The organism is Mucilaginibacter sp. P4_D1 (assembly GCF_056401935.1).
The window spans coordinates 186,453-199,340 of record NZ_JBFUIJ010000004.1 but is presented as its reverse complement, the minus strand read 5'-3'; the positions used below and the strand labels follow the sequence as shown (position 1 = coordinate 199,340).

Sequence of the window (12,888 nt, the reverse complement as noted above, 5' to 3'; positions counted from 1 at the left end):
CGAAACAATAAAAGTCAATTTTATCGGCTTGTTTCTGCTATCTTTTTGCGTTTTACAAAACCAAAAATGTCAGCAGTTTTAACGTATGTTATTTCCCTTTCGGGTTTTCTGTAGCTAAACAACCACCAAAAACCGTATCGGAGACACAAATTATAAAAGAAAATGGGTAGTACAATTCCGGCCGTCCAGATAATAAATATCAGTGCGGGCACATAAGTAATATGTAAAATACCCATGCACACAGTGCGTGTTACCGTCATTACAATTATTTGTACACAATAAATATATAGCGAATGATAACCCACAATACGCAGGAATTTTAGTGCCTGTAGTTTTTGTAAAAAGAAAGAGCAATTGATTGACAGGGCGCAGCCAATTATTGCCTGTGCAAAAAACAGGTAAGGTTTATTAACTTCCACATACCTGATTCCAAAATCAGATGCCTGTAAATTAAAGGGGGTACTATAATATTGAATTGCAAAAAAAGCAATAACCAGGGGAATGAAAAATTTCCATGACGTGTAGGCTTGCATTTTTTTATCGTTAAGCATTAAGCCCGACAATAAATCGCCTAGGGCAAAAAAGATATAATATTCAAAAATGTCAGTAAACAAACCTGCTTTAATATGATACATCAGCGGGAACAGCGCATACAACACCGCACCTATACACAGCTGTACCAAACCGGCAACCTTTAGCTTAACGTGTAAGAACGCATAAATTACACCGATGCAATACAATGCATTCAGGTACCAGAAAATCCCTGTTCGCCGTGGATTGATGATCAGGTTTAAATAATCTATTGCAGTGTATCCATTGTGGGTAAAATGGTTCATGATAATTTGCAACGTAACCTGTATTATTCCCCACACAAACAAGGGGTGTAGTATATTATTGCTTCTGTTGCTAATGTAGGCGGGTAATCCTTTTTTGTTTAAGCTTTTTACGATGAGCAGCCCGGATATAATAAAGAACAAGGGCATACGGAAGCCGTACAAAAAAACGCCTATGTAATTAAAAAAAGGATATTGCGCTAATGCCAGTCCGTGATCTTTCAGGGTTTCATAGCAGTGGCCGTAAGCAACCAGTATAATACTGATTCCCTTATCATAATCTATCCACGGCCATCGTTTTTCATTTCGTATAAATTGGGTATTAAATGGATCCATGAATAATTATTTCTATTTTTTTAGGCGATGATGAAAAATTTTCAGCGTTTCCGGGAAAAGCGTTTTTGCGAGGAGTGATTTTGAAATATCCACTAATAAGTTGATTGGCTTTTATTTCCCAAATCCAGAGCGTTACAAAAAATTTGGGATTGTTCATGAGAAAAGAATAGTCAATACCATAAGATTTACATTAAAAACCCTAACATTCCCTAAAAGTTTTAAAGGGTTTGCAAATTTCCAATCAATGAGTTTTTAGCTAAAACAATGAATGCCATCTTTCGGGATTCCGGGCACCAGGATAAGCTATCGTCATAAAAACAAAGGGGAGCGGATAAAAAAATGGCTTTTTACTTTTTTTTACAGTCATACAATCGATAGAATAAAATAGCTATCGCGAATTTACCGCGCCTCCCGGTTTCAGGGATTAAACAGCTTCCAGTGCCCTTCGCTGATAACCTCAATGCCGTCGTCGGTCACTTTTATGGCGGTCTGGTCGTCAATCGCGTATGAAGGTACTGCTATCGTAGCGGCCAGTTTTTCAATATTGTCCATAGAATTCTTCGGGAACCATTCATGATCTAAATGCGGGTGTAAAGCAAAATCAACCAGTTTTAGCGACTTATCACTTTCGGCCGGCAAATTATGGTTACCGTAAGTGGTTCCAAAGCGGGTCATGATCATACTTCCGGCGCTTAAGCCCACATACACCATCTTTTGCAATAACGAAGGCAAACGTTTTGCCAGGCCCGATTGCTGCATCCAGTAACACAAATACTGGCAATCGCCCCCGCCAACCAGCAAAACGTCTGTCTCCTGCAACGTGGGCAACCAAACTTCTTCCTTGATGCTTGGCAGTGCAGTAAGCTCCAGTATTCCTAATGATTTCCAACCCAGATCACAGAAAGGGTCGCCTAACTGCCCGCAAATTACCTTGCGTAATATATCGACCCCACCGGCTATGCCGTATATGGCGGTAGGGATAAAAAGGGCGCGGGCTTCGGCAATGGGTTTCCCCAGTAACTCAATAAGCGCGTTATGGATGCTTGCATTGCTTATGCCGGCAGAAGTGAGAAGCAGCTTCATGATGTTTCAAATTGATAGATTAAAGTAATTATAATGATTGTATAAAAATAAAATGCATGACGTAAACAGAGGTGGGTCAATTGCGGCAATATGGAGGTATTTTGCGACGATGTGTATTGGTATGCCATATTGATGTGCTTCAAAAAAATCATGTAAAGAATGGCCGGTAACATCTGAGTTAAACCCTGCCAGTCAAACGAGAGAGCATGCTTTTTTTGCAGCCCTTGTCCAATTCCAAAAACCTCAATTGTTATCGGGTTATAATTCATAAATTCAGTAACAATTAAAGCTTAAAAAAATGAACGAGTATGCGCTAATTATGAGACATGAGGATGGTACAAAAATAGCCTCGCCAGAGCAAATGCAAATATGGATGAAACAAACCATGGATTGGATAGGCAGTATCGCCGCCCAAAACAAATTTGTGAGCGGCACGGGCCTGCCTTTTGACGATGCCCGTGTGGTGCACTCCAACAAAATGGTTACCGATGGTCCGTTTGGCGAGATTAAGGAAACTATAGGTGGGTTTATTGTGGTAAGAGCCGAATCTGCAGACGAGGCGGCGGAATTTGCAAAAGGCTGCCCGGTTTTGCAAGGCGAAGGCAATACGATGGAAGTACGCCGCATTGCCAAAAATGATGGGCCACACTAAAAGCTTTAAAAAGCCTCTGTACATTTACAGGGGCTTTCCCGCTTATGGAACAACAGGAGTTAATACCACATTTATTCAGGACGGAATACCGGAAGATAGTCTCGGTATTGTGCAGGCGCTTTGGGTTTGATGAAATGGAGACAGCCGAGGACATCGCCAGTGAAACCTTCCTCACCGCCGCGCAAACCTGGGGGTTTAACGGGCTACCCCAAAATCCTGTCGCCTGGTTGTATCGCGTTGCTCAAAACAAAGCAAAAAATTATTTACAGCGCGATTTAACTTTTCAAACTAAAGTTGTGCCGCAAGTAAAAAGCGATTTTTCAGAACGCTATGAAACTGAGATAGATTTATCGCCGCAAAACATCAGCGATAGTCAGTTACAAATGATGTTCGCTATTTGCCACCCTTGTATCCCTCCCGAGGCCCAGGTTGGCTTATCGCTCCGGATCCTCTGCGGGTTTGGCATTGATGAGATCTCTGAGGCTTTTCTGAGTAGCAAGGAAACCATAAACAAGCGCTTGTATCGAGCCCGGGAAAAGTTACGCGAGGCGCAAATCAAAATAGAGCTTCCCGCTCCGGCGCAGATAGATGAGCGACTTGAAGTTGTACTGACAACCATTTACCTGCTGTTTAACGAGGGATATTATTCCATTAGCCAAAATCAGGTACTGCGGCAGGATTTGTGCTTTGAGGCCATCAGGCTATGCCAAATGCTTGCCGACAATGAGCATACCAATAAACCTGCGGTTAATGCCCTGCTTGCGCTGATGTATTTTCACGCCTCGCGGTTAGATGCACGGTTAAATAAAAACGGCGAAATAATTTTGTATCATGATCAGGATACAAGCCTGTGGAATGCGGATATGATCCTCAAAGGCGGATATTATTTAAACAAGTCGGCTATAGGCAGTACTCTTTCAAAATATCACCTGGAGGCCTCAATTGCCTATTGGAGCACGCAGAAAGCGGACACTAAAGCGAAATGGGAAAACATATTACAGCTTTATAATCGTTATTTGCAGATTGCCTATTCGCCTGTAGCGGCGCTTAACCGTACCTATGCGCTGGCTAAAGCAAACAGTAAGGAGGAAGCCATTGTTGAAGCCGAAAAATTGAACCTGGCGGACAATCCGTTTTACTTTGCATTGCTGGGCCAGCTTTATACCGGTATTGATAACCAAAAAGCAAAAACGAATTTTCAAAACGCCCTGACTATTGCCAGAACATCAGCAGATAAAAAAATTATCCAGAAAAAAATAGACGAACTTGAAGAATGATCGGCATGCGTACGTCAAAAGATCGCGTATTAGGAATTTTCATTCCTACGGTCAGCAAGGAAACTTGGGGTGGGGCACTCAAAGATTTGCTATTTTACTCCAGTCAACAACACCCACTTTTGCTGCCCATTGAATATATTCGTCCTTCAGCTGATTGACTAATGCCGGAAATTTATCTGCTACATTGTTTATTTCAGACCGATCCGCATCAAGGTTATATAACTCCCAGGGTTGCCCCGGCTCGGCAACCAGTTTCCATTTGCCTTTCCTTATGGCCCTGCTGCCTTCGTGCTCCCAAAACAGTGTTTTATTACCGGTGAAAGGTTTGCGTTTAAATGCATCAGCCAAACTAACACCTGCCAGGGGTGTTAGCTGCCTGTTTTTAAATTGAGTTGGATATCTTACGCCTGCCAGATCAAGACAGGTGGGCATCAGATCAACCAGGTGCCCGGGACTGCTGTTGGTGCTGCCCGCTTTAATGTGCCCCGGATACCACGCTATGAGTGGTGTTGCTATGCCGCCCTCATGCGTATTGCGTTTAAACAGTTTAAACGGCGTATTACTTACATTGGCCCAGGGTATCTCATAACTATCTATTGAATTTACCGAGCCGGGTACGCCAGATTTTTGAATAACCGTTGATAAACTTTTTACTTCATCCGCACTGCCGCCGTTATCTGAGGCGAAAAGGATTATGGTATTCTTATCTTTTCCCAGTTGCTTCAATTTAGTCATAATTTCGCCTATGCAAGCGTCCATGCGGTAAACCATGGCTGCATAAATGGCCATACGGGTGTCCCATTTATCTTTTTCTTCGGCAGATAAGGAATCCCAGGCCGGTGCGCGCTTATCACGTGCAGATAATTGCCATTGCTTTTTGATGATACCTTCCGCAAGCTGTTTTTGATAGCGTTGTTTTCGCAAAACGTCCCAACCTTTAAGGTACTGGCCCTTATATTTTGCAATATCCCGGGGCAAGGCCTGGATAGGCCAGTGCGGTGCATTATAAGCTACATACATAAAGAAAGGTTTTTGCTGCGCTTCGATCTCGTCTAAAGATTTGAGAGCAAAATCTGTAATGGCCTGTGTTAGATATTTTGAAGTATCATTGCGGGTTACTTCTTTATCATTCAGCATAAAAGTAATCTTGCTGCCATCGTTATACAGCGGTGCCGAATTAAAGTAGCTGCTGCCGTTGTTCAACATCGTAAATGACCTATCGAACCCGCGATTATAGGCCAGTGCAGATTGCTGCAAACCTACATGCCATTTTCCCGAGACTATGGTATTATAACCCGCTTCATCTTTTAACAACTCGGCAATGGTGGCGCTGTTTTCGTTTAAAAATCCCTGGTATGCGGGCGAGCCTTTATATTTTATCATATCGCCCACACCAGCCTGGTGAGGGTATAAACCGGTTAACAACGCCGCCCGCGACGGACAACACCGGCCAGCATTATAAAACTGGGTCATTTTAAGGCCCTCGCGGGCCAGCCTGTCTATATTGGGCGTGCTGATTTCGGAACCAAAACAGCCGATATCAGAAAAGCCCATATCGTCGGCCAAAATGATGACGATATTGGGCTTTTGTTTAGGGGCCTGCCCAAATGCAGGCCCCATATACAATATAATAAGAAGTAGGCAGCAAATTCGTTTTAGCATAGTTTTGCTTTATTTACCATTGGCAGCCAGGCCTGTTTTTGCCTGTTCGGCAACAGCGACTATTTGGGTGGTTGATGAAAAGCCCTGCTTTTTCCAAACTTCCTTGCCGTTTTTATACAGTACCAGTGTTGGCAGCACATTTACTTTTAACTCTTTGGCAAGGGCGGTGTTGTCATAAACTTCAATGCTGATCACCTTGGGCGTAAAGGCAGAATTGGCCTTCAATGAATCAAGCACAGGCACCAGTTTTTTGCAGGCGCCGCAATACCTCGATCCAAAATCAACCAAAACCAATGGCGATGAAGCGGCCAATTCAGTAAACTGGGCATTGGAAAGCGACACGCCTTTTTTAGTAGTTGAAATAATGGGATGGCCCGAGCCAATCCAGTTAGCCAAACCGCCCGGAAGCTCTTCTACATCTTTAAAGCCTTTGGCCCTTAACTCGCGCGACAGCACAGCACTACGGCCATTGGCTATTGAATAAACAAACGTAGGTTTAGCCTTATCCAGCCCATCAAGTTTTTGCTGATAGTCGGCAGCTTTGGCATCAACATTTGTGGCGCCTTTAATATGGTTTTGTGCAAACTCTTCGGCAGCGCGGGCGTCAAGTACCTGCGGATCTTTGGCCTGTTTTAATTTAGCGGCAAAGGCTTCAAGCGATAACAAAGCAGGCGATTGCGCTTTTACCTCGCCGGTAAAAATTACCAGCAGGGCCAGTAAAATTGTTTTTAAGTTTTTCATAATCTTAATTGTTGTTTTCGAGGTGATGGATTCTTCTATTGTTAATATCATCCCTATCGATAAATGGATAGATGTGGTTCTTCTTAGCTTCGGCATCAAACAAATCTTTCAGCTCCTTTAGCTTTTCCGGGTATTTCTTAGCCAGGTCAACACGTTCGTTAAAATCTTCGTTCAGGTTATACAGTTTCCAAACGTCTTTATCATAATTACGCTCGGGGATGGTTTTCTCCTTCGGAAAGTTTATCAGGTCTACGTTATCCGGGCGGTGCGCAGCCTCGGCCTTCCAGCCATCTTTATAGATAGACCTTGAAGTAAAAATGTAATAGTACTGTTGGGTATGCAACGATTTTGCCTGGGCATTATTAAACGAGCTGAACAGCGATTTGCCTTGCAAGGTATCCTGTTTAATACCCTTAATAAACTCGGGCAGTTTTAAACCGGCAGCTTCGATGGTGGTAGGGAAGATATCCGAAACATGGCCGTATTGGGTGCGAATGGTGCCTTTTTCTTTGATCAGTTTTGGATAGTAAACAATCAGCGGGTTATGGGTCCCCCCTTCGGCATCGGCATCTGATTTCCAGTATTTAAATGGCGTGTTAGCTGCTTGTGCCCAACCCAACGGGTAATTGGTTGAAGCTTCGGGTGTGCCGATGGTTTCGTAATCGCTTTCGTTTTTTTTGATGTAATCAGCCTCAAGCGTAGTTAGAGCAGAGTTTTTAGGGTTGATGATACCGTGAACGGTTCCTTCCTTACTTGCGCCGTTATCCCCTATCATCACAAAAACCAATGTATTATCAAACTGGCCCGATGCTTTCAGGTAGCTGATAACCCGGCCAACCTGGTTGTCTATATAGGTAAGATACCCCGCATAAACTTCCATAAAACGGGCATACAGTTTCTTTTGATCGGCAGGCAGGCTGTTCCAGGCCTGGATACGTTCGTTACGTTCGGGCAGTTTGGCATAAGCAGGAATGTAGCCTGCTTTTTTCTGGTTGTCAAAAACCCGTTGGCGGTATACGTCCCAACCCTCATCAAATTTGCCTTTGTAAAGGTCGCTCCATTCATGGCTTACCTGGTGCGGTGCATGTGTGGCGCCCGGCGCGTAATACAAAAAGAAAGGCTGATCGGGCGCGGCTTTATGTGCTGCATCGATATAAGCGATAGCTTTATCGGTAATCTGCTCGTTCAGGTTACGGCCATCTGGTTTAATGTGGAAGTTATCCTCTACCAAGTGCGGCGGGTGATACTGGTCTGTTGCCGATTCCAGGAAACCGAAGTGATGGTCAAAACCTTTGCCGGTGGGCCAGCGGTCAAACGGGCCAACTGCCGTGGTATCCTCATCGGGCGTTACACCCCATTTGCCCACCGCGAAAGTGCTGTAACCGTTGGCGCGGAGTGCTTCGGCAATGGTGCCTTTATCAGCCGGGATACGGCCATCATAACCGGGGAACCCGGCCGCCGTAGAGGCGTGGGCAAAGTTACCCATATGCACATAATGGTGATTGCGCCCGGTAAGTAATGACGACCGTGTTGGCGCGCAAATACCAGCCGTGTGGAAATTGGTATACCGCAGACCATTATTAGCCAGTGTATCAAAATTTGGGGTACTGATAAGCCCGCCGAAAGTGCCGGATGCACCAAAGCCCACATCATCAAGCAGTATCCAAACAATATTGGGTGCTCCTTTAGGGGCTTTAAGCGGTTTGTTCCACCATTCTTTTGATTCGGCAAGCGTTTTTCCCTCCACGCCTTTATAAGTGGAAGGATCAATAGGTGCTATGTTTTGCGGCGTTACCGGTACCTGCGGCAACTGCGCAAAAGCAGGCACACTAAACACAACAGCTATGGCCGATAGGGCTATAATTCGATGATAGGCGTATTTCATGATCGTACTATTTAGTTTTACTTTTTATAATTTTTGTGGATGCGCTGGTGGTAAACATCGTACCAGTCGATAAACGGATACAGGTTGTTCTTTTTAGCCTGCTGGTCAAAAACCGCTTTAAGCTCTTTTAACTTTTCAGGGTATTTTTTTGCCAGGTCAACACGTTCGTTAAAATCCTGGTTCAAGTTGTACAGTTCCCATACATCTTCGTCAAAGCTTTTATCGGGCACATTCTGTCCAACCTTAAAATCACCCAGTTCCACGTTGTCCGGGTGGTGCGCAGCCTCTGCTTTCCAGCCATCGCTATAAACCGACCGTGAGCCAAAAATGTAATAGTGCTGCAAAACGTGGCGGGTGGGCGCTTCAGGATGATCAAAGGAATACACCAGCGATGTACCTTGTATAGTGTCTTGCTTAACACCCTTTATATATTCCGGTAGTTTGATACCGGTAAACTCCAGCGTGGTAGGCAGCACATCAATTACATGCCCATATTGGGTACGGATAGTCCCTTTATCTTTAATGCCCTTTGGATAATACACAATAAGCGGATTGCGTGTGCCGCCTTCTGAGTTGGCATCCTGTTTCCAGTATTTAAATGGTGTATTAGCGGCCTGTGCCCAGCCCAGGGGATAATTGGTAGTGGCCTGCGGTGTGCCTATATCGGTAATATCTTCAATGTTGGTTTTCAGGTAAGTATCTTCTGCAACCAGTTTTGCCGAGTTCTTTTTAGGGTTGATAACACCGTGAACTGTACCTTCTTTACTGGCCCCGTTATCGCCAATGATTACAAATACCAAGGTATTATCCAGTTGCCCGCTTTGTTTTAAATGATTAATAAGCCTGCCAACTTCATGATCGGTGTAGGTTAAATATCCGGCGTAAACTTCCATGAAACGGGCATACAGCTTTTTCTCGGCTGCCGGTAGTGAGTTCCAGGCCGGGATGCGAGGGTTGCGCTCAGGCAGTTTGGCATAAGCCGGAATAATGCCCAGTTGTTTTTGCCTGGCTATAACTTTTTCCCTGAAATCGTCCCAGCCGCTATCAAACTGGCCTTTGTAAAGATCGCTCCACTCGGTGGCCACCTGGTGGGGCGAATGGGTGGCACCCGGGGCATAGTATAAAAAGAATGGTTTATCGGGCGCTGCTTTATGCTGACGGGTTAAGTAAAATATGGCTTTATCGGTTATCTGGTCGTTAAGGTGGCGGCCATCCGGTGTTACATGGGCGTTATCCTCAACTAAATCGGGCTTGTACTGGTCGGTGGCCGATCCTAAAAATCCGAAGAAATGATCAAAACCTTTGCCTGAGGGCCAGCGGTCAAACGGGCCGGCATCGGTAGCGTCCTCATCAGGCGTAAGCCCGTATTTGCCCACAGCAAAAGTATTGTAGCCGTTCTCGCGTAATATTTCGGCAATGGTTCCCTTGTCTGAGGGGATACGACCATCATACCCCGGAAAACCGGCCGATAGGGTTACGTGCGAAAAACCGCCCTCATGAACATAGTGGTGGTTACGCCCGGTAAGTAGCGCCGACCGTGTTGGCGCACAAATACCAGCCGTATGAAAGTTGGTATAACGCAGCCCGTTACTGGCCAGCGTATCAAAATTGGGGGTTTTAATGATGCCGCCAAAAGTGCTTGATGCACCAAAGCCAACATCATCTAAAATAATCCACAATACGTTTGGGGCGCCGGCGGGCGCTTTATGCGGCTCGGGCCACCACTCCTTTGAATCATCAAGCGTTTTGCCCACCACGCCGCCATAAGGTTGATTATTTTGGGCCTTTGCACTTTGCAACCCAATTAAACCAATGGCCATTATAACAGGCCATATTTTTTTATGGTAACCGGTTTCGGAATGCCCCGGGAGTTTTTTTGTCAACTTGTTTAATATCTTCATGATATGTGTATGTTATGGTTTAAATTGAGCCTGTTGAGCAGGGAAGCCAACCTTTGTTAAGCTATCAATGGCGCCAATATTGTAGCCCAAACTATACCCCAGCGCTGCCAGGGAATCTGCAGCTTTGCCGCTGCGGTTACCAGAATGGCAATACAGGTATATGTGCTTTGTTTTGTCTAATTTTTTGATCTGATCGGCAAAATCAGCACCCTTGATATTGATATTGGCCGCATACTTTAAATGCTCCTTGTTATATTCATCCGGGGTGCGTACATCTACCAGGTAGGCTTTACCCTGCTCTACCTCGGCAAGCAGTTTTTTACTTACTTCGGGTGTTACTACAATTTTAGCCGATTTTTTTTGCACGTAAGTTTGAGCCTGTATACCTGTAACCACCAGGAGCAGCAGGATAATGATGTTTAGTTGTTTCATGACCTTACTTTAATCTTGATATTATTCGGCGTAGCTGGAGCGAAATTTTACGCCCCAGCGGCCGTTTTCTTTAGTTAATATGTACAATGATTCATATTGCCCTATGAGGCTGCCATCGGCCCGGAAGCGCGAAAACCGGGTATCCACGTGCACCTTATCGGCTGATGCCTGCACAATATTGCGGTGGTCCCACTGGCTGTGGTCCCACCCTGCCTTATGCAGCTCGCCAAAAACTTTGACCGAATCGCGCAGGCCGGCTTTCTCTAACACTGACATTTTTCCGCCGGCCAGCCGGTAATGCGGAAACTGGTAGGTGGCCTCCCAACCCTTCAAATCTTTGGCATTAAAGGTGGTCATATACTCATCAAGCACCTGCAGCACGGCAGCACTTACCCGTGGGTCGATACCGTGCGAGCCGCTTTCGGCAGGGGCCGCCTGGGCAAATACCCGGCCCGAAAAGCCTGTCAGCATCAAAAGGACAACAATTACTTTTTTCATCACTATGGTTTTATTGCCAGCCAGGGTTTTGGGTGAGCTTGCCGTTGCTATTATCTATTTCCTGCTGCGGTATCGGGAACAGGTAAAATTTACCAGCCGCGCCTTTGCTTACATTGGTTTTGCCCACCTTAAGCAAACTCACCTCAAGTATGCCCTTGCCCGATGCATCACGTTCGCGGATCAAATCAAACCAGCGCTGGTACTCAAAAACAAATTCCAGTCTTCGTTCTAAATAAACCGCATTGCGAAAAGATGCCTGGTCAAGCCCCGAAAGGTCATCAAGCCCGGCACGTTTCCTAACCCGGTTGATAGATGCATAAGCTTTAGTAGTAGGACCATTCAGCTCATTCTCCGCTTCAGCATGGATCAACAGCACGTCCGAAAAACGGATGATTGGCACATTAGCGCCCGATTCTGCTTCGTTGGCAGCTACACTCGGGTCAAAATATTTATTAAAGAAGGGGATCGAGTCGTTAGCTATTGTAGCATCATTCAGCTTACCATAGTACAGGTTGGTTGCAGGGCTTTGAAAACGTGTTACAAAGCTTACCCGCTTACGTTTATCATTGGCCGGATATAGTTTATAGATACTAAAAAACTTATCTACGCCATTCGGTTTGGTAGCATCGGGTACCGAATAAAACACTACCTGGTCGGCATAACTACCTACCATGCCGGGTATGCCGTTCAGCACAGACCGCGGCGCCTGGTTATTGCCTTGCCCCTGCGAGTTTGATTTAAACTGGGCCGAGAAAATGTGTTCTTTGCCATTTTCGGTAGCAGGCAAAAACACATCGGCATAGTTGGTAAACAAATCGTACCCGTACGGGCCGCTTATCACCGCTTCGGCCTGGGTTACGGCCTTGTCCCATTTACGCTCGGTAAGATAAACTTTGGCCAATAATGAATACGCCGCACCCGCGGTTGCCCTGCCAACATCTGCGCCGGTATAGCTATTCGGCAAATCGGTTGCGGCAGCGGTTAAATCAGTTTCTATCTGGGTGTAAACCGTAGCGGCAGCCGTTCTGGGAACCTGCAGATCAGACAGGTTGATAGACGTTTGATCGTGAAGTACCAAAGGCACATCGCCGTACAAACGCACCAGGTTAAAGTAATACAAAGCCCTCAAAAACTTCGCTTCGGCAACAAGCCTTTTGTTTAGCGTAGCATCAAATTTAATATCGGGTATGGTATCAATGGCAATGTTGGCCTTTTTGATAGCCGCATAATGTTGTTGCCATATCTGCAAAATACGCAGGCCCGATGCCGAATGCCCAAGCACAGCCTGTGAACGTACATCGGCGTTTGTAGCACCAGGACCAGGTCCTTCGTCATCACCCATAAAATCCATACCTGTATTAAAAAGGGTATTATATGGTGTTTGAACGCTGTTTGCGCCTGCGTTTAACAACGAGTAAGCAGCTGTAACCGAAGCTACGGCATCGGCCTGGGTTTTATAAAACTGGCTTGCCGGTATAAATGATCGCGGATCCTCATTGAGTTTGGCGCATGAAACAGCGCCGAGAGCGATCAGTAAGATCAGGTATTTAATATTTTTAGTTTTCATGTTTTAAAAATCAAAAGTTAA

At 45.3% G+C, this 12,888-nt stretch carries 11 protein-coding genes; 2 read left to right on the top strand and 9 right to left on the bottom strand.

Features of this window, described 5'->3' with window-relative positions; translation table 11 throughout:
* Positions 1 to 20: 20 nt before the first annotated feature.
* Together AC1DV1_RS06325 and AC1DV1_RS06320 are read right to left on the bottom strand one after the other, a co-directional pair.
* Positions 21 to 1,169, bottom strand: coding sequence for an acyltransferase family protein (locus tag AC1DV1_RS06325; RefSeq protein ID WP_477356680.1), 1,149 nt, complete (start codon positions 1,167 to 1,169; stop codon positions 21 to 23).
* 417 nt (positions 1,170 to 1,586) lie between these two features.
* Positions 1,587 to 2,252 carry a Type 1 glutamine amidotransferase-like domain-containing protein gene (locus AC1DV1_RS06320; protein ID WP_477356678.1) on the bottom strand — a complete coding sequence of 222 codons (666 nt, stop codon included), beginning with the start codon at positions 2,250 to 2,252 and terminating at the stop codon, positions 1,587 to 1,589.
* Positions 2,253 to 2,550: 298 nt separating this feature from the next.
* Between AC1DV1_RS06320 and AC1DV1_RS06315 the strand changes: the two genes are divergently transcribed.
* Entirely contained in the window at positions 2,551 to 2,904 is a 354-nt protein-coding gene (locus AC1DV1_RS06315) for a YciI family protein (RefSeq protein ID WP_477356675.1), read from the top strand.
* A 44-nt stretch (positions 2,905 to 2,948) separates the two neighbouring features.
* Positions 2,949 to 4,181, top strand: coding sequence for an RNA polymerase sigma factor (locus AC1DV1_RS06310; RefSeq protein WP_477356673.1), 1,233 nt, complete (start codon positions 2,949 to 2,951; stop codon positions 4,179 to 4,181).
* A gap of 78 nt (positions 4,182 to 4,259) precedes the next feature.
* Here AC1DV1_RS06310 and AC1DV1_RS06305 read toward each other — a convergent pair whose 3' ends face one another.
* The 7 genes from AC1DV1_RS06305 to AC1DV1_RS06275 all read right to left on the bottom strand — a co-directional run bounded on the left by AC1DV1_RS06305 (position 4,260) and on the right by AC1DV1_RS06275 (position 12,867).
* Positions 4,260 to 5,801, bottom strand: coding sequence for an arylsulfatase (locus AC1DV1_RS06305; RefSeq protein ID WP_477356671.1), 1,542 nt, complete (start codon positions 5,799 to 5,801; stop codon positions 4,260 to 4,262).
* 51 nt (positions 5,802 to 5,852) lie between these two features.
* Positions 5,853 to 6,584 (bottom strand): thioredoxin domain-containing protein, encoded by a 732-nt coding sequence (locus AC1DV1_RS06300; protein ID WP_477356669.1) that lies wholly within the window; start codon positions 6,582 to 6,584, stop codon positions 5,853 to 5,855.
* Positions 6,585 to 6,588: 4 nt separating this feature from the next.
* Positions 6,589 to 8,469: an arylsulfatase gene (locus tag AC1DV1_RS06295; RefSeq protein WP_477356667.1), complete on the bottom strand. Its 1,881-nt coding sequence runs from the start codon at positions 8,467 to 8,469 to the stop codon at positions 6,589 to 6,591.
* Positions 8,470 to 8,486: 17 nt separating this feature from the next.
* Positions 8,487 to 10,289 carry an arylsulfatase gene (locus tag AC1DV1_RS06290; protein WP_477356832.1) on the bottom strand — a complete coding sequence of 601 codons (1,803 nt, stop codon included), beginning with the start codon at positions 10,287 to 10,289 and terminating at the stop codon, positions 8,487 to 8,489.
* Between the two features lie 93 nt (positions 10,290 to 10,382).
* Complete coding sequence (locus tag AC1DV1_RS06285) at positions 10,383 to 10,802, bottom strand: rhodanese-like domain-containing protein (RefSeq protein WP_477356665.1); 420 nt, start codon at positions 10,800 to 10,802, stop codon at positions 10,383 to 10,385.
* A gap of 21 nt (positions 10,803 to 10,823) precedes the next feature.
* On the bottom strand, positions 10,824 to 11,300 hold the full coding sequence (locus tag AC1DV1_RS06280; RefSeq protein ID WP_477356663.1) for a hypothetical protein: 477 nt from the start codon (positions 11,298 to 11,300) through the stop codon (positions 10,824 to 10,826).
* 10 nt (positions 11,301 to 11,310) lie between these two features.
* Positions 11,311 to 12,867 (bottom strand): RagB/SusD family nutrient uptake outer membrane protein, encoded by a 1,557-nt coding sequence (locus AC1DV1_RS06275; protein ID WP_477356661.1) that lies wholly within the window; start codon positions 12,865 to 12,867, stop codon positions 11,311 to 11,313.
* Between the last annotated feature and the right edge of the window lie 21 nt (positions 12,868 to 12,888).